This is a genomic window from Streptomyces sp. CNS606, from assembly GCF_000426325.1.
The window spans coordinates 297,882-313,393 of sequence record NZ_AUFD01000005.1 but is presented as its reverse complement, the minus strand read 5'-3'; the positions used below and the strand labels follow the sequence as shown (position 1 = coordinate 313,393).

Annotated in this window: 18 protein-coding genes; 8 read left to right on the top strand and 10 right to left on the bottom strand. The window is 73.7% G+C overall.

Translation table 11 applies throughout. The features are described 5' to 3' along the window. Positions 1-41 precede the first annotated feature (41 nt). Together K304_RS0101485 and K304_RS0101480 are read left to right on the top strand one after the other, a co-directional pair. Entirely contained in the window at positions 42-1,601 is a 1,560-nt protein-coding gene (locus tag K304_RS0101485; RefSeq protein ID WP_027762295.1) for an APC family permease, read from the top strand. After that, entirely contained in the window at positions 1,598-2,011 is a 414-nt protein-coding gene (locus K304_RS0101480; protein WP_027762294.1) for a universal stress protein, read from the top strand. Before K304_RS0101485 ends, K304_RS0101480 begins: the two co-directional genes overlap by 4 nt. Before the next feature lie 79 nt (positions 2,012-2,090). On the opposite strand, the gene K304_RS33200 is transcribed toward K304_RS0101480, so the two are convergent. Further along, positions 2,091-2,261 carry a hypothetical protein gene (locus tag K304_RS33200; protein ID WP_158687284.1) on the bottom strand — a complete coding sequence of 57 codons (171 nt, stop codon included), beginning with the start codon at positions 2,259-2,261 and terminating at the stop codon, positions 2,091-2,093. A gap of 243 nt (positions 2,262-2,504) precedes the next feature. Between K304_RS33200 and K304_RS26715 the strand changes: the two genes are divergently transcribed. Beyond that, positions 2,505-3,383: a polysaccharide pyruvyl transferase family protein gene (locus K304_RS26715; RefSeq protein WP_051307637.1), complete on the top strand. Its 879-nt coding sequence runs from the start codon at positions 2,505-2,507 to the stop codon at positions 3,381-3,383. A 66-nt stretch (positions 3,384-3,449) separates the two neighbouring features. Continuing rightward, a complete protein-coding gene (locus K304_RS0101465; RefSeq protein WP_027762293.1) occupies positions 3,450-3,812 on the top strand; it encodes a DUF6479 family protein in 363 nt (120 codons plus the stop codon). A gap of 76 nt (positions 3,813-3,888) precedes the next feature. Here the strand turns inward: K304_RS0101465 and K304_RS0101460 are convergent, their stop codons facing one another. Beyond that, positions 3,889-4,347 (bottom strand): PGPGW domain-containing protein, encoded by a 459-nt coding sequence (locus K304_RS0101460; RefSeq protein WP_486591542.1) that lies wholly within the window; start codon positions 4,345-4,347, stop codon positions 3,889-3,891. A gap of 210 nt (positions 4,348-4,557) precedes the next feature. Here K304_RS0101460 and ligD (K304_RS0101455) point away from each other — a divergent pair, with 210 nt between their 5' ends. Both ligD (K304_RS0101455) and K304_RS26710 read left to right on the top strand, forming a co-directional pair. Continuing rightward, positions 4,558-5,580 (top strand): non-homologous end-joining DNA ligase, encoded by a 1,023-nt coding sequence (ligD, locus tag K304_RS0101455; RefSeq protein WP_027762291.1) that lies wholly within the window; start codon positions 4,558-4,560, stop codon positions 5,578-5,580. Between the two features lie 73 nt (positions 5,581-5,653). Beyond that, positions 5,654-5,932, top strand: coding sequence for a DUF8129 domain-containing protein (locus tag K304_RS26710; RefSeq protein WP_078528244.1), 279 nt, complete (start codon positions 5,654-5,656; stop codon positions 5,930-5,932). Positions 5,933-6,002: 70 nt separating this feature from the next. On the opposite strand, the gene K304_RS0101445 is transcribed toward K304_RS26710, so the two are convergent. The 3 genes from K304_RS0101445 to K304_RS0101435 form a co-directional block, all read right to left on the bottom strand. Further along, positions 6,003-7,106 carry an NAD-dependent epimerase/dehydratase family protein gene (locus K304_RS0101445; RefSeq protein ID WP_027762290.1) on the bottom strand — a complete coding sequence of 368 codons (1,104 nt, stop codon included), beginning with the start codon at positions 7,104-7,106 and terminating at the stop codon, positions 6,003-6,005. A gap of 52 nt (positions 7,107-7,158) precedes the next feature. Further along, positions 7,159-7,992 carry a SigB/SigF/SigG family RNA polymerase sigma factor gene (locus tag K304_RS26705; protein WP_037788936.1) on the bottom strand — a complete coding sequence of 278 codons (834 nt, stop codon included), beginning with the start codon at positions 7,990-7,992 and terminating at the stop codon, positions 7,159-7,161. Positions 7,993-8,234: 242 nt separating this feature from the next. Next, positions 8,235-8,567, bottom strand: coding sequence for a hypothetical protein (locus K304_RS0101435; protein WP_027762289.1), 333 nt, complete (start codon positions 8,565-8,567; stop codon positions 8,235-8,237). A gap of 126 nt (positions 8,568-8,693) precedes the next feature. Between K304_RS0101435 and K304_RS0101430 the strand changes: the two genes are divergently transcribed. Then, positions 8,694-9,080: an RNA-binding S4 domain-containing protein gene (locus K304_RS0101430; protein WP_027762288.1), complete on the top strand. Its 387-nt coding sequence runs from the start codon at positions 8,694-8,696 to the stop codon at positions 9,078-9,080. Positions 9,081-9,440: 360 nt separating this feature from the next. On the opposite strand, the gene K304_RS0101425 is transcribed toward K304_RS0101430, so the two are convergent. From K304_RS0101425 to K304_RS0101410, 4 genes are all read right to left on the bottom strand, one after another. Further along, entirely contained in the window at positions 9,441-10,100 is a 660-nt protein-coding gene (locus K304_RS0101425; protein ID WP_027762287.1) for an alpha-ketoglutarate-dependent dioxygenase AlkB, read from the bottom strand. Positions 10,101-10,143: 43 nt separating this feature from the next. Next, complete coding sequence (locus K304_RS0101420; RefSeq protein ID WP_027762286.1) at positions 10,144-12,192, bottom strand: neutral/alkaline ceramidase; 2,049 nt, start codon at positions 12,190-12,192, stop codon at positions 10,144-10,146. 209 nt (positions 12,193-12,401) lie between these two features. Next, entirely contained in the window at positions 12,402-12,890 is a 489-nt protein-coding gene (locus tag K304_RS0101415) for an SRPBCC family protein (protein ID WP_078528238.1), read from the bottom strand. 205 nt (positions 12,891-13,095) lie between these two features. Continuing rightward, on the bottom strand, positions 13,096-14,178 hold the full coding sequence (locus K304_RS0101410; RefSeq protein ID WP_027762284.1) for an ATP-dependent DNA ligase: 1,083 nt from the start codon (positions 14,176-14,178) through the stop codon (positions 13,096-13,098). A gap of 78 nt (positions 14,179-14,256) precedes the next feature. Between K304_RS0101410 and ligD (K304_RS0101405) the strand changes: the two genes are divergently transcribed. Further along, complete coding sequence (gene ligD, locus K304_RS0101405) at positions 14,257-15,273, top strand: non-homologous end-joining DNA ligase (RefSeq protein WP_027762283.1); 1,017 nt, start codon at positions 14,257-14,259, stop codon at positions 15,271-15,273. 27 nt (positions 15,274-15,300) lie between these two features. On the opposite strand, the gene K304_RS0101400 is transcribed toward ligD (K304_RS0101405), so the two are convergent. After that, positions 15,301-15,510, bottom strand: a complete 210-nt coding sequence (locus tag K304_RS0101400; RefSeq protein ID WP_027762282.1) for a DUF2277 domain-containing protein — start codon at positions 15,508-15,510, stop codon at positions 15,301-15,303. Positions 15,511-15,512: the final 2 nt, after the last annotated feature.

Sequence of the window (15,512 nt, the reverse complement as noted above, 5' to 3'; positions counted from 1 at the left end):
GGGACAGGCGACCGCCCCGCCGCACGACAGAGCGAGGGACCATGGCCGACAGGATCGCGGACGAACGGACCGGACCCGGGCGTGGCGAGGGTGGCGGTCCGAGCCTGAAACCCAACGCGATCGGCTTCGTCGACGCGCTGGTCATCGGGCTGAACTCGACCTCCCCGGCCTATTCGATCGCGGCGGTGATCGGGCCGGTCGTGGCACTGGTGGGCATCTACGCGCCGGGCGTGATGCTGGCGTCGTTCGTGCCGATGCTGCTCATCGCGTCGGCGTTCTACTTCCTCAACCGCATCGACCAGGACTGCGGCACCACGTTCTCCTGGGTGACCCGCGCCATGGGCCCGTGGGCGGGCTGGCTCGGCGGATGGGCGATCATGATGACCGGTGTGCTGGTCGTCGGGTCGCTGGCGGACGTGGCGGTGTCGTTCGGGCTGCTCGCCTTCGGCCTGGACAGCCTGGCCGAGAGCGACCTGTGGCGACAGCTGCTGGCCGTGCTGCTGATCCTGGTGATGACGGCGGTGTGCGTGATCGGCACCGAGGCCTCCGCACGGGTGCAGAACGTGCTGATCCTCGCGCAGGTCGCGTTCCTGCTGGTGTTCGCCGTCGTCGCGCTCTACCGGGTGTACGCCGACACCGGCACGCTGGGCTCGACGACACCGGAGGTCGAGTGGCTCAACCCCTTCGGCGAGGGCGGTGCGGCACTGACCGGCGGGCTGCTGCTGGGAGTGTTCATCTACTGGGGCTGGGAGTCGGCGGTCAACCTCACCGAGGAGACCGAGGACTCCGTCAGCGCGCCCGGCAAGGCGGGCGTCTGGTCGACGATCGTGCTGCTGGTGACGTACGTGTCGGTGGGGTTCGCGGTGGTCGCCTACTCGGGCGTGGCGTTCCTGTCGGAGAACGCCGCCGAGGAGGAGTTCCTCTTCGCCCTGCTGGCCGGCGAGGTGCTCGGCGGCTGGGACTGGGTGCTGCTGCTGGCCGTGTCGACGTCCGCGATCGCCTCCACCCAGACGACGATCATCCCGGCCTCGCGCACCGCGCTGTCGATGGCCCGCCGGCAGGCCGTCCCCCGGCACTACGGACACATCAGCCCCCGCTTCCGCACTCCCGACGTGAGCACCTGGTGGGTCGCCGGGATCGCGATCGTCTGGTACCTGGTGCTCAACCAGATCAGCGCCAACGCCCTGTTCGACTCGCTCACCGCGCTGTCGCTGCTGATCGCCTTCTACTACGCGCTGACCGGCGTGGCCTGCGCGGTGTACTACCGGCGCGAGCTGACGCGCAGCGTCCGCAACCTGCTGCTGATCGGCGTCGGGCCCCTGGTCGGCGCCGCGCTGCTCGCGTGGCTGCTGGTGGAGTCGGTGAGGGACATGTCCGACCCGGCGAACTCCTACAGCGGCGAGTCGTGGTTCGGTCTCGGACCGCCGCTGGTCATCGGCATCGCCATCGCCCTGGCGGGCGTGGTGCTGATGCTGGTGTGGCGGCTGCAGGCGACGCGGTTCTGGGCGGAGCGCCCCGGCGTGGTGGACCCGGCGCTGGTGCCGCACCGCGAATCCGGCCACGGCCATCGGCCCGGACGGGGAAAGGAGCCGCCGCGATGACGGTGGTGCTGGGATACGACGAGTCGCCCGGGGCGGAACGGGCGCTGCGGGTCGCCATCGAGGTGTCGGCCGCCTTCGGCGAACTGCTGGTGCTGGTGTACGGCGCCGCCGCGCCGGGCGGCACCGGCGAGGAGTACCGCACCCACCACGAGGCGCTCCGGCAGGCGGGCCGCACCGCGCTGGACCACGCGGTGCAGACCGCGGCGACGGCGGGCGTGCCCACGGCCGTGGAGATCATCGACGAGAAGCCCGCGCAGGCGCTGATCGAAGCGGCGAACCGGCACGGGGCACGCGTCATCGTGGTGGGCAGCTGGGGCGAGAGCCCGATCCGCGGCGCGCTGCTCGGCTCCACCCCGCACAAGCTGCTCCACCTGTCGGACGTCCCGGTGCTCTGCGTGCCGACGGGCTGACGGGCCGACGGGCCGACGGGCCCACGGGCCGACGCGGGGCGGACCGCCGGTGCGCGGGCCCGTGCACCCGTTCCGGAGTTCAGTCCGGAGGTTCGCCGGTGCCGGTGTCGTCGCCGGGCCCGTGCTCCGGGTCAGGCGGCCTGGCGCCGGTCTCCTCGTCGTCGTCCCCGTCCTGCGGGCGCCACAGCTCGGGCGCCTCGACGGGCGGGGGCAGGTCGGGGGTCAGCTGCTGATCTTCGTCGTGGTTCACGGCGGAGCGAGTACCCGGGTGCCGGAACGCGACTCCGCGCGTCGGGGTGATCCTCGTCTCCCGCGGCTCCCGACCCCCGTCCCACGGATGAGCGTGGGGGCGTCGGGAGGGTGCCCGGCCGTTTGAGGCGCGGCCAGGTGCGTACCCGGCCCTCATGAGCGAGCAGAACCCGGACCCCGGTCCGCGCCGCGCACGGGCTCCGTCCGCCGTCGCCGCCGGCTCCCTGGCTTGGGCGATCCTCCGGTGAGCGGCGGAAGGACGCTGGTCACCGGATGGTTCAGCTTCCCGCGGGGCGAGGCCACGGCGGGAGACGTGCTGGCACTGCGTCACGTGGAGGCGCGGCTGGATCTGGCGGGCGCCTCCTACGACGTGGCGTGGAGTCCCGGCTTCCGCTCGGAGGCGGTGTCGCTGGAGGACGCCGACCCGCAGCACTACAGCCGCTTGCTGTTCGTGTGCGGGCCGGTGGCCGGGGAGCAGATCGCCGCCCTGCACGAGCGGTTCGCGCACTGCTTCCGGGTCGCACTGGGCGTCTCGACCGTGGACCCGGCCGATCCGGCGCTGAGCGGCTTCCACCGGGTGATGAGCCGGGACGGGCCGGGGACCCTGCGCGGCCGTGTCGACCTGGCCGCGTCCGCACCGGCGGAGGAGCCGGTGCCGGTGGCCGGGGTGGTCCTCGCCGGAGGGCGCCGGGAGTGCGGCGCGGGGGTGCGGGACGACGCGGTGGCGGAGGCGCTCACCTCGTGGATGTGCGGCAAGAACTGCGCACGCCTGGAACTCGACACGCGGCTGGACGCCGACGACTGGCGGCGCAGCGCGACCTGCGGGCAGTACCTGTCGGTGCTGGAACGCCTGGACGTGGTGGTCACGGATCGGCTGCACGGCCTGGTGCTCGCCCTGCGGTCCGGCGTGCCCGCGCTCGCCGTCGACCCGGTCGACGGCGGCGCGACGGTGTCGGCCCAGGCCCGCGTGTGCCGCTGGCCGGCGGTGCTGCACCCGGAGGACGTCACACCCCGGCTGCTGGACCACTGGTGGTCGTGGTGCCTGGGGCGGGGCCGGGAGCTGGCCGCCGAACGCGGCCGCGACTTCCGCGCCCGGCGGCCGGCGCGGTATCCGTCCCCGTGACCGGCCCGAATCGTCGCGCGTAAGGCGCCGAAGTCGTGGAACCCGGTCGCCATGTACGCACAGGGCATGGACGCGCAGCTGGCGGAGCTGGGACGCGATCACCTCATCGGCATAGCCCCGCTGGTGATCGGGCTGCTCGTGGTGGGCGCCCTGATCCTGCTGGTGGGCATCGGCATGCGGCAGCGCCGACGGGGCGACTCCCGTGCCTCCGAGGCCGGCACCCCCGCCCCGGGCGCCCCGAAGGGTTACCAGGAGGGGCGCACCAGCCCGTCGGAGATGCCGCGCGACGGGCGGCGCAGGTACCCGTACGAGGTCTCCGACAGCGGCTACACGGTGTCGGAGTCCGAGGAGGAGGGCGAGGTCAAGCGCAGGCGCTGGGATCCCGGGAGCAGCGGGGGCTTCCACAGCGGCGGCCCCGGGCACACCTGATCGCCCCGCCCCGGCTCGCCGCCTGCGCCCGGCCCTCCGCACGCTGCCGCTCCGGCGGCAGCGTGCGGCCACAGCACTAGGCTCCCGCGGGCGGCCGGGTTCCCGGTGCGCCGCCGACGGCCGCCGCCTCGCGTTCGGCGCGCAGCCTGCGGTGGCTCCAGATCAGCAGCACGAACAGCACGATGCCGGAAACGATCAGGCTTCCCCCGGTGCTCCAGCCGCTGAACGGCAGTCGTTCCAGCAGGCCCCACGCCACGCCGCCGCCGAGGAGGCCGAGCCCCACCACGACCGAGCCGGCGATGCGCCACTTCGAGGAGACGCTGTCCTCGGCCGCCTGCATGGCGCGGGCGCGCACCGGCGCCACGTGCCGGTGCAGAGACGGGACGGCGCGCGCCAGCAGCACCATGCCGGCGAACACCAGCAGGAGGCCGGGTCCCGGCAGCACCAGCAGTGCGATGCCCACCGCCACCAGCAGTCCGCCCAGGAGGGCCAGTATCCCGCGCATCAGCGGGTGCGGGTTGTCGTCTTTCGCCACGTTCTCGTTCGCTCCATCGTCGCCCCGTGCGACGGCCGTCTGCCGTCGTGTTCGGCTGTACACCGTAGCCGCTGCCGCATCGTGCGCCCGACGCGACGTCACACATGATCGCCGCCCGCAGTTGCGCAGGTGGCCGCCCCGGCCCGGCGCGGCCGTGTGCGGGCCGACCGGCCCCGGGGCACAGTGGAGAGGCACACCGGGAGGTGGACGATGGGCCGTACCGGCCTGCTGGAGTCGCTGCCGGCCGACCAGCGGCGACTGCTGGCGCCGCTGGCGGACGGCGGACCGCCCGCCGCTCCCATGCTGGCGCGGGCCAGCGAGCGCCGCGACTTCGGCGCGGGATGGATCTTCGAGCGGAAGCTGGACGGAGTGCGGGCCGTCGCGGTGCGCGAGCGCGGCCGGGTGCGGCTGCTGTCCCGCACCGGCCAGGTGATGAACCGTACGTACCCGGAGCTGGTGGACGCCCTGGAGGAGCAGGACTGCGAGGACTTCAGCGTCGACGGCGAGATCGTCGCGTTCACCGGCCGGCGGACGGACTTCGCCCGGCTGCAGCGGCGGATGCAGATCAGCGACCCGCGGCGTGCCCGTGCGACCGGTGTCGAGGTGACGTACTGCCTGTTCGACCTGCTGGCCCTGGACGGTGTGCGCACCACCGGGCTGCCGCTGCGCGCGCGGAAGGCGCTGCTGCGGCGGGCGATCGCCTTCGGGCCGCCGCTGCGGCAGACCCCGCACCGCAACGCGGGCGGGCGGGAGCTGCTGGACCGGGCGTGCGGCTGGGGCTGGGAAGGGCTGGTCGCCAAGCGCGCGCAGGGCCGCTACCAGGTGGGCCGGCGTTCGCCCGACTGGCTGAAGCTGAAGTGCAGCCGGGGGCAGGAGTTCGTGGTGGGCGGTTTCACCGAGCCGTCGGGCGGCCGCGTCGGCTTCGGTGCGCTGCTGCTGGGCTACCACGCGGGCGGGCGGCTGCGCTACGCAGGGAAGGTCGGTACCGGCTGGGACCGGGCGGCGCTGGTGTCGCTGCGGGCCCGGCTGGACGGTCTGGCCAGGTCGGGTTCGCCGTTCGCCGACCCGGTGCGTGAGCGCGGGGCGCACTGGGCGGAGCCGGAGCTGGTCGCCCAGGTGGCGTTCACCGAGTGGACCCGGGACGGGATGCTGCGGCACCCGCGGTTCCTCGGCCTGCGGGCCGACAAGGACCCGTCCGAGGTGGTGCGCGAGGAGCCGGGCCCCGCCCGCTGAAGGCGGACCGCCGCGGCGCGGCCGGTGGCCGAACGGGCGGTTTCGGCCCGCCTCCGTCGGTGACCCGGCAGGCATGACCGACCAGACCTCGTCCGGTCGTCCTCCCACGCCGGACTACCCCGCCCTCTCCCTCGGCGACATCGCGCACCGCGCCCGGTCGCTCTCCGCCGCGGATCTCGAGCGGCTGCTGGCGTACGAACGCGGTCACGCCTCGCGCGCGCCCGTACTGGACGTGCTGACGGCCCGCCTCGCGCAGCTGGAGGCAGGCCGGGAGCCCTCTCCCGGCGCCGCTCCCACCGGGCACGGGAAGCGACAGGAGCCCGGACGGTCCGAGAACGGCCGGGGGTCCTGAGCACCGCACGGCCCGCATGCACACCCGCCTGGCCGGCCCGGGCACCGGGCCGGCCAGGCGGGCGTCCCGCTCAGGGCTTGGCCGCGAGGCGGGTGGCCAGCTCGCGGGCCCGGCCCCCGCGGGGCAGCCGCGACGTCAGCGGCGGGGTGTTCATGCCGCTGCTGGTGCGCAGGCCCAGGAGGAACTCCTGCAGCGCCTCGGTGCTGGTGCGCTGCGGGGTCCAGCCGAAGTCCTCGTGGGCCCGGCCCCAGTCCATCAGCGGCAGCTGCAGAGCGGCGTCGAAGAGCTGTGGGGAGGCGGGGAACAGGCGGGTGAGCCAGGCCGCGCGGATCGCCGTCCGCACGGCGCCGGCGGGGATCCGCACGATGCGCCCGTTCAGCGTCCGGGCCAGCACCTTCGCGTCGACGACCGGCTCGGAGGCGAGGTTGTACGGTCCGCGCACGGTGCTGGTGATGGCGTCCAGGAACGCTTCGGCGGCGTCGTCGGTGTGCAGGAACTGCATGCTGAGCCCGCTGACGTCCGGTACCACCGGCACGTTCCCGCTGCGCACCAGGAGGTTCGGCAGCAGCGGTCCGGCGAACAGGCGGCGCTGCTCGGAGGCGGACTCCTGCTTGAAGAGGAACGCGGGCCGCATCCGCACCACGCGGATCCACGGGAACTTCTGCTCGTAGGCGTCCAGGTAGCGCTCCAGGTAGGCCTTCTCGCGGGTGTACGCGGCCTCGGGCCAGCCGTGCGTGGGCCACGACTCGTCCACCCGGCGCAGCGGGTCGTGCGCGGGCCGCGGCGAGTACGTGCCCACGGACGAGGCGTACACCAGCCCGGACACGCCGACCTCGGCGGCTGCGCGGAAGACGCGCATCGCGCCCAGGACGTTGGTGCGCCACGTCAGGGCGGGCCGGTGGGTCGGCTGGAAGAGCCAGGCGAGGTGGACCACGACGTCCGCGGAACGGAACACCTCGGCCAGCTCCGGCTCGGCGTCCTCGCGGGTGATGTCGCAGCTCAGCCACCGTGTCCTGGGCGGGTTCCAGTTCGGCAGCCGACGGGCGACGCCGATCACCTGCGCCACCCGCTCGTCCTCCGCCGCGGCGCGGACGATGCTGGTGCCAAGGTTGCCCGTCGCGCCGACGACGACGACCGTGTGCCCCTCGCTGGAACGTGCTGGGACCGCGTTCATGAGGCGCTCTCCCTCGCTTTCCGTCTCGGTTCCACCCCCGGCCGGACCCCGGTCAGCCTGCGGACGCGGGGGTGCGCTCCCTCCGGCGTTCGGCGTCGACCTTCTGGTGTATGCGTTCGCAGGTGCGGTGGATGAGCCGGGAGACGTGCATCTGGGAGATGCCCAGTTCCTCGGCGATGCGGCTCTGCGTCATGTCGCAGAAGAACCGCAGGTAGAGGATGCGGCGTTCGCGTTCCGGCAGCAGGGAGAGCTGCGGCTTCACCGCCTCGCGGTACACCACCAGGTCGAAACCCGCCTCGAAGACGCCGAGGGTGTCCTGGAGCGAGTAGCCGTCCTCCGCCGCCGACAGCTCCGCGTCCAGGGACAGGGCGCTGTAGGAGTCCAGCGCCTCCATGCCGAGGAGCACGTCCTCCTCGCTCAGCCGGCTGTGCTCGGCGATCTCGGCGACCGTCGGGGAGCGTCCGCCGAGGGTGAGGTTCAGCTCCCGGCGGCTGGCCCGGACCTGGGTGCGCAGCTGCTGGACGCGCCGTGGCACGTGCAGGTCCCAGGTGTGGTCGCGGAAGTGTCGCTTGATCTCGCCCACGATGGTGGGCACGGCGTAGCTCTCGAACGCGGTGCCGCGGGCCGGGTCGTACCCGGCGACGGCCTTGACCAGTCCCAGGGCGGCGATCTGCTGGAGGTCCTCCAGCGCCTCGCCCCGGTTGCGGTAACGCCCGGCGAGACGGTGGGCCATGGGGATCCAGACCTGGACGACGTCCTGCCGGAGCTCCTCCTTCTCCGGTCCGTCCGGCAGCGCGGCGATGCGGACGAACGCGTCCCGGGTGTCCGGGGCGTCGTCGTGCGGGTGACGGGCACGCTTGGTGCGGAAGGGGGTGGTGGTGCTCATGGCTGCGCTCTCCCGGTTCGCTGCTGCGTGTTCGAGCGGTCACCGCGGGAGCCGGACCAGATGCGTCCGGGGTGTTCACGGCTCTCGACCGTGCCCTCCCGCGGATGTGCCTTCAGGTCCGAAGCACGCGTTTCACGCTACCCGCACACCACGACCTTCGCGATCCGGACGAAACCGCACCGAACCGGCACGGGAACCGCGCGGCCCACACCCCGCGCCACGGCGCCGCGTGCCGCAGCGGTTCACCGGCCGAGCGCCCGCTTGAGCTCCTGCTTGTTCATGCGGGAACGGCCCTCCACGTTGCGCCGCCTCGCCTCCTCGTAGAGCTGGTCCCGGGTGACGTCGCCGGGCCCCTGCCTCTTTCCCGCACGCTTTCCGCCCCGCTCGGACGCGGACAACGGGTCCCGCAGTGAGGCGCGACTCGCCGTGTCGGCCTCACCGCTGCGCGCCCGCTCCTTGTTCACGGTGCGGGCGGCGATCTCCGCGGCCCGCTTCTCGCCGGTGCCGCGCCTCTCGGCGGCCTCCTTGATGTGCGCGTACTGGCGTTCGCGCTTGCGGCTCGATCCGCTCGGCATGAGGCTCACCTCCGGCGTGACGATCGGGCGCCCGGGTACCTCCGCAGGAGGGCGTGAAACCGCCCGGCCGCGCCGTTGCGCCGAACGGGTGCCGACACCCGGGCGGGGCTGACTAGAGTCGGGGCCATGGCTGCTGACGAGGCGACGGTGCGGGTGGACAGCTGGATCTGGTCCGTACGGCTCACCAAGACGCGTTCGCTGGCCGCGTCCGCGTGCAAGGCGGGACACGTGCGCGTCAACGGCGACCGGGCCAAGCCGGCACAGGTCGTGCGGCCCGGCGACGAGGTGCGCCTCCGGCACGCCGGGCGCGAGCGCATCGTCGTGGTCAAACAGCTCGTCCGCAAACGGGTCGGTGCTCCGGTGGCCGCCGAGTGCTACGTCGACAAGAGTCCGCCCCCGCCACCCCGCGCGGACGCGCTCGCGGCGGGTGTCCGCGACCGGGGCGCGGGGCGCCCCACCAAGCGGGACCGCCGCGAACTCGAACGTCTCCGCGGCCTGCGCGACGCGCCCTGACCGACCGCCCCACCGCCCGGCGCCGGGTCGCCGGCTGCCCCCGCCGCCGAAGGCGGGCCGGCGCCCCCGCACGCCGTCCTCCGCGACAGCAGAAGGCCGCCCGGGTACCCGCGGGGGCGGGGACGGCGGACGACGCCGCCCCGAGCGGGGTGGACAGTCCGCCGACCGCGGCTCGGCCGGCAGCTCCCGCCCGCTGTCGCCCGTGCACCTGCGCCGCGCACAGCACGGTGGCCGCGACGACGGCCCCACACAGACCGCCCTCAGCACCGTCGAGCGCGTCCGGCACGCCTGCCCGTCGCCGTCCTGGCGGGGGCACCGGCCCGGCGGTCAAGGCACCCGCCGAGGCGAAGCCGCCGCACGTCAGCCGGGGAGACCGGTGACCCGGAGGGTCAGGTTGAGCCGGCCGCGCTCCAGGCCCGTCGCCGGGTCCGCCGTGCCGGGCCGTACGCGGGGCACGCCGTGGTACGCGAACCGCGCGGGCCCCCCGAAGACGAAGAGGTCGCCCGACCCGAGTTCCACGTCGGTGTAGGGCCGCGTGCGCGTCTCCGTGTTGCCGAACCGGAAGACGCAGGCGTCACCGATGCTCAGGGAGACGACCGGGGCGTCGGAGCGTTCGTCCTTGTCCTGGTGCATGCCCATGGTGGCGTGTGCGTCGTAGAAGTTGACCAGGGCGGTGTCGGGCGCGTACGCGGCGGCCTCCTCCGGATCGCCGTAGGCGTCGGCCAGGGCGCGGCGCCCCAGGTCGCCCAGCCAGTCCGGGAAGGCCGCGACGCGGCGCCCGTTCACGTCGTCGGCGGTGCGGCTGTACCGGTACGGCTGCCAGTGCCAGCCCAGGCAGACGGTCTGCACGGACATCGTGCCGCCGCGCGGCAGCCGGGTGTGGCGGAAGGGCACCGGGCCGCGCCCCCAGCCCCGGCAGGCGGCGACCAGCTCCCGCTGCGCCGGCACGTCCAGCCAGCCGGGCACGTGCACCGCGCCCGGCGCCACGACGGCCCGCGACCGCGGGAACAGGCTGTCCATCCGGCCATGGTGCCGCGCCGGGCCCGGCGGGGGCGAGCGAAGGTCAGGCGCGGACGGTGAAGGGCCGGGTGGTGCCGCTGAAGGCGCGCGGCGAGCCGATCAGCGGCTTGGCGTCGCCGTGGTAGCGGATGCGGTACGTGCCGGGCTCGGTCCCCGGCGGGACGTCCCAGGTGACGGTGACCTTCGAGGCCGAGACGCCGTGCCGCCGCCAGCGCAGCGTCGTCGACCAGTCGCCGTCGTCCGCGACGGCGGTCCAGGCTCCGCCGCTGCGCCGTTCGACGCGCAGGTAGGTGCTGCCGCGGTGCAGGTCGTTGCCTGGGTGGGCGCCGGCGAAGATCGCCTCGGCCCGCTCCCCGGGGCGCACGCCGTCGGCCGGCTCGGTGAGCACGTCGCCGAAGGCGTGGCCGAGCGGCGGGGTGTCGAGGACGACGCCGGGCTGGAGCGAGAGCGCCGTGCCGGAGATGTCGGGGGCCACCGGCCCGAGCGGGAGGTCGCGGCCGTCGCGCATCGCGGTGGCCAGCGCGGCGGCGACCTGCTGGAGGGCGGGGAGCTGCCAGCGGCCGAAGAGCGTGCTGCCGCCCTCGTACTGCTGGGCGTCGTATTCCTCGGGGGTGGTGACGTAGTGGAGGTAGGAGTTGGCGTACCCGGCGACCAGGACGTCGTCGAGCCGGGCGCCGGTGATGCCGGCGACGGTCCGGCGCAGACGGAGACCCGCACCGATGGTGACCTCGCCGGGGATACCGATCAGGTACAGCGCGCCGACGCGCACGAGCTGCACCGGGACGCGTTCCTGCACCCACGGCAGCAGCCGGTTCATCGCGCCGACGGGCACCACGACGTCCTTGGGCGCCTGCGCCTGCCGCAGCTCGGGCGAGACCTCGTAGAGCACGGTGTCGGAGACGAGGTCCCAGAACGGGTTCTCGCCCTCCTCGAAGCCGGGGAAGGCAGGGCCGTCCTCGGTGCTCCCGGCCATCATGGCGGCGCCGATCGCGGGTTTCGACGTCTGGTGGGTGCGGCCGTCGCCGGTGAACTCGGGGCGCACCTCGACGTCGGAGAGGTCCACGTAGACCAGCCGGGAGTCCACGCCGCCGGTGAGCCGGGTGCCCGCGCGTCCGGCCTGCCCGGCGGCGGCCTCGTACTGGCGCAGCCCGTTCTCGCGGGTACGGGCGAAGTCCTCGGGCGTCGTCGGGGGTGTGAGGTCGAGATTCGGCGACATGTCGCCGGCGTTGGTCTGGGCGAATGCGGTGACCAGGCCGGGGCCGTCGTCGGCGAGGTAGTCGCCGCCGCCGGCCTCGCGCTCCCAGTGGTAGGCGGCGTAGCCCTTGTTGTCGGCGCTGATCAGGCGGTTGTCGCCGGACATGCTCGTGCAGTGGGTGGGGAACCAGTTGAGCGCGCCGGCGAGGCGCCCGTCGCGCTCGACCCGCAGCAGGGTGCTCCGGGTGTCGACGGCGTCGGGGAAGTACCCGGTGACGTCGGCGCCGTTGCGGTCGAACGCCTCCCGCGAACGGTTGACGTTCGCGCCGCGCAACTCGTCGTGGGTGAGGACGAGTTCGGACGGCTGGAGGTCCTGGTGGGCCCGCCTCACGGCCTCGACGATGCCGTCGGTGACCGCGGCGAAGGTCTTCTCGTGGAAGCCGAGGGTGGTGAGGTTGTACAGCGTGTGGTGCGAGTGGCCCCCGGGGCCGGCGTGCGTGTGGGTGGCGGTGAGCAGCACGTTGCGGTGCGTGTAGAGGTCGCCGTAGTCGGCGGCGAGGCGGCGCAGCACGGCCTGGTGCACGCTCTCGAAGATCATCGGCACGTCGACGACCACCAGCGCGGCCCGCTCACCGCCGTCTGCCCCGTCGTCGTCGGCGACCACGAAGGCGCGGGCGCGCAGCCGGGTGTGCAGGCCCTCGGCCTGCTGGTCGATGCGGCCGTAGCCCATCATGCCGACCTCGGCGATCTCACCGGTGGCGTCCGCGACGCCGCGGCCCACGAGAAAGCCCCCGCCGGAGGGCGGGGGCGCGGCGGGGGTTCCGGCGGCCCGGGCTCGTGCGGGAGCGGCCGTGCCGGCTGCGGCGAGCCCGGCGAGCGCGGTGGAGGCGAGGAGCACGGCTCTGCGGCTGCTGCCCGGAGTCGCGGTCTCCGGGGCGGCTTCGTCGTGCGGCGCGGCCGCTCCGGAGGGCTGCGGTGCGCGCCGGTGGGGGGCTGGGTCGGTCACGGATGCTCCTCGGATCGCCCGGTCTACTTGCCGGTAAGGGCGAGGAGAGCATGCCAGCCGTCGACGCCGGTGACAACAAGTCCCGCGCGCCCGCGCACTGTTCACCAGGTCAGCGGCTCGTGGTCGCGCTCGGTGACGGCGGGCTCCAGCATGCCGCGCAGCCGTTCCATGTCCTCGGGGAGGTCCCGTCGCCAGCCCAGGGCGACGATGGGCACCAGCAGCAGCATGCCGCCGTACAGGTGCACGTCGACCTTCATCTCCAGGGTGCTGCCGTCCTCGGAGTCCTCCTCGCCGGGCCGCACCCGGAAGGTGTAGCCGACGGACTGGATGCCCAGCGGCGTCCACATCCGCTGGCCGCGGAAGCCGATGAGGGACGGCGCCCGGTAGGCGCTGCATTCGAGCTGGTGGAAGCGGTGCCTGCCCGGAAACCGGTACCGGTACCGGGCGCCTTTGCGCGCGGGCGAGACCTCGTCGTCGTCCACCTCGGCGACGCCCGAGTTCCAACGGGCCATGTTGCGTGCGTCGGCGAGAAAGGCGAAGACCTCAGGTGGATTTGTCGACAAGCTCTGCGTCACCGAGAACGTCGGCATCGTCTCACCTCCGGCTGCGCTGGTCAGGGTCACCGGCTGCGGGCTGACGGCCTACTCGCTCCAGCATGTTCGCCCGAACGCCGTAGCTCACGCCGACCAGAGCCGTTCGAGTGAGGTACGGGCCCTGTGCTGCGGTTTCTCCCTGTAGTACGCATACCCCGTCAGGCGCCATCGGCACCTGTTCGAGCCACACTTCGTACCGCGGTCACCCGCCGGAGGGCGGCCCGGAGGGGGTCAGCACCTCCGCGAGGTCGTAGTTCACGGGCTCCTCGAGTTGCGCGTACGTGCACGAAGCGGGGTCGCGGTCCTCGCGCCACCGGCGGAACCGCGCGGTGTGCCGGAACCGGTCGCCCTGCATGTGGTCGTAGGCGACCTCCAGGACGCGTTCCGGCCGCAACGGCACCCAGGAGAGGTCCTTCGTGCCGGTCCAGCGGCTCGGCCCGCCCGGCATCCGGCTGCTCGCGTGCGCCTCCTCGCGTTGCCACTCGGCCCACGGGTGCCCGGCGGCCGACTCCATGCGCAGCGGCTCGAGTTCGGCGACCAGCTCCTGACGTCGGCGCATCGGGAAGGACGCGCTGACGCCGACGTGCTGGAGCGTGCCGGAGGAGTCGTACAGGCCCAGCAGCAGCGAGCCGACGACCGGTCCGCTCTTGTGGTAGCGGAATCCGGCCAGCACGCAGTCGGCCGTCCGCTCGTGCTTCACCTTCACCATCAGCCGTTCGTCCGGCCGGTAGGGCAGGGTGGGCCGCTTGGCGACGACCCCGTCCAGGCCCGCCCCCTCGAACTGTTCGAACCACCGCCGGGCCACGTCCACGTCCCGGGTCGCCGGGGCGATGTGCACCGGTTCGCCGGCGTCGCGCAGCGCGTGCACCAGCCGTTCCCGCCGCGTCGCCAGCTCGGTCTCCAGCAGGGCGTCGTCACCGAGCGCGAGCAGGTCGAAGGCGACGAACGAGGCCGGGGTGCGCTCGGCCAGCATGCGCACCCGGGAGTCGGCGGGGTGGATGCGTTCCAGCAGCGCGTCGAAGTCGAGGCGCCTGCCGCGGGCGATGACGATCTCGCCGTCCAGTACGCAGCGGCGGGGCAGGTGGGTGCGCAGCGCGTCGAGGAGTTCGGGGAAGTAGCGGGTCAGCGGCTTGGCGGTGCGGCTGCCGATCTCCACCTCGTCGCCGTCGCGGAAGACGATCGCACGGAATCCGTCCCATTTGGCCTCGTAGTGCATCCCTTCCGGGATACGGGCCGCCGTCTTGGCGAGCATCGGTTTGACGGGCGGCATCACCGGGAGGTCCATGCTGTCCGATTGTGTCGCGCCCGGCCCGGATGTGCGCGTCGGCAGGCGCCGACGCGCCGGTGGTTCTAGCGTGCTGTCATGGGCGAGGCACAGGAACTGGACGTCGGCGGACGCACGGTGCGGATCACCAACCCGGGCAAGGTGTACTTCCCCGAACGCGGCTTCACGAAGCTGGACGTGGCGACGTACTACCGGACCGTCGGGGCCGGGGCGCTGCGCGCGCTGCGGGACCGGCCCACCACGCTGCAGCGGCACCCCGACGGCGTCACGGGCGAGTCGTTCTTCCAGAAGCGGGCACCCAAGGGCCTGCCCGACTGGATTCCCACCGCGCGCATCTCCTTCCCCTCCGGGCGGCACGCGGACGAGATCTGCCCGGCCGAGGAGGCCGCCGTGGTGTGGGCGGCGAACCTGGGCTGCCTGACGTTCCACCCCTGGCCGGTGCGGCGCGGCGACACCGACCGTCCCGACGAGCTGCGCATCGACCTCGACCCGCAGCCGGGCACGGACTACCGGGACGCGGTGTGGGCGGCCGGCGAACTGCGTCCGCTGCTGGAGGAACTGGGTCTGCGCGGCTGGCCCAAGACCTCCGGCGGTCGCGGGCTGCACGTGTTCGTGCCCATCGAGCCCGAGTGGACCTTCACCGACGTGCGGCGGGCGGCGATCGCGATCGGCCGCGAGCTGTCCTGGCGGAACCCGGAGCGGATCACGATGAACTGGTGGAAGGAGGAGCGCGGCGAGCGGATCTTCGTCGACTACAACCAGACGGCGCGGGACCGCACCATCGCCAGCGCCTACTCCGTACGGCCCCACCCGCGCGCCCAGGTCTCCGCCCCGCTGGAGTGGGACGAGGTCGCCGACGCGCGGCCCGAGGACTTCGACCTGGCGACCATGCCGGAACGGTACGCGCGGGTCGGCGACGTGCACGCGGACATGGAACGGCACGTGTGCCGGCTGGACGCGGTGCTGGAGCTGGCCGACCGGCACGAGCGGGACCGGGGCGCAGGCGACATGCCGTACCCGCCGGACCACCCGAAGGCGCCGGGCGAGCCGAAACGGGTGCAGCCCAGCCGGGCCCGCAACGATCCCGACGGCTGAGGGCGCCGGCGCGGCGGGTCGCCCGGCTCAGCGGCCCTTCACCACGAGGGAACCGAGCAGCTCACGCGTCGCGTCGGTCACTTTGTCCACTGCTGCGTCGAATGCGTCGCTGTTGTGCGAGGCGGGCGCGCGGAAGCCGGAGATCTTCCGCACGTACTGCAAAGCGGCTGCACGCATCTCGTCCTCGGTTACGGACTCGGCGTACGGGGGACGGAGTGTCTTGATTGATCGGCACATAA

What these genes read in the sequence shown, in the direction of transcription:
- K304_RS0101465 (WP_027762293.1), top strand. Translation starts at nt 3,450, where the DNA reads ATGGACGCGCAGCTGGCGGAGCTGGGACGCGATCACCTCATCGGCATA.
- K304_RS0101410 (WP_027762284.1), bottom strand. Translation starts at nt 14,178, where the DNA reads ATGGACCTCCCGGTGATGCCGCCCGTCAAACCGATGCTCGCCAAGACG.
- K304_RS0101480 (WP_027762294.1), top strand. Translation starts at nt 1,598, where the DNA reads ATGACGGTGGTGCTGGGATACGACGAGTCGCCCGGGGCGGAACGGGCG.
- K304_RS0101435 (WP_027762289.1), bottom strand. Translation starts at nt 8,567, where the DNA reads ATGCCGAGCGGATCGAGCCGCAAGCGCGAACGCCAGTACGCGCACATC.
- ligD (WP_027762283.1), top strand. Translation starts at nt 14,257, where the DNA reads ATGGGCGAGGCACAGGAACTGGACGTCGGCGGACGCACGGTGCGGATC.
- K304_RS0101400 (WP_027762282.1), bottom strand. Translation starts at nt 15,510, where the DNA reads ATGTGCCGATCAATCAAGACACTCCGTCCCCCGTACGCCGAGTCCGTA.
- K304_RS26710 (WP_078528244.1), top strand. Translation starts at nt 5,654, where the DNA reads ATGACCGACCAGACCTCGTCCGGTCGTCCTCCCACGCCGGACTACCCC.
- K304_RS26705 (WP_037788936.1), bottom strand. Translation starts at nt 7,992, where the DNA reads ATGAGCACCACCACCCCCTTCCGCACCAAGCGTGCCCGTCACCCGCAC.
- K304_RS0101415 (WP_078528238.1), bottom strand. Translation starts at nt 12,890, where the DNA reads ATGCCGACGTTCTCGGTGACGCAGAGCTTGTCGACAAATCCACCTGAG.
- K304_RS0101425 (WP_027762287.1), bottom strand. Translation starts at nt 10,100, where the DNA reads ATGGACAGCCTGTTCCCGCGGTCGCGGGCCGTCGTGGCGCCGGGCGCG.
- K304_RS0101430 (WP_027762288.1), top strand. Translation starts at nt 8,694, where the DNA reads ATGGCTGCTGACGAGGCGACGGTGCGGGTGGACAGCTGGATCTGGTCC.
- K304_RS0101485 (WP_027762295.1), top strand. Translation starts at nt 42, where the DNA reads ATGGCCGACAGGATCGCGGACGAACGGACCGGACCCGGGCGTGGCGAG.
- K304_RS0101445 (WP_027762290.1), bottom strand. Translation starts at nt 7,106, where the DNA reads ATGAACGCGGTCCCAGCACGTTCCAGCGAGGGGCACACGGTCGTCGTC.
- ligD (WP_027762291.1), top strand. Translation starts at nt 4,558, where the DNA reads ATGGGCCGTACCGGCCTGCTGGAGTCGCTGCCGGCCGACCAGCGGCGA.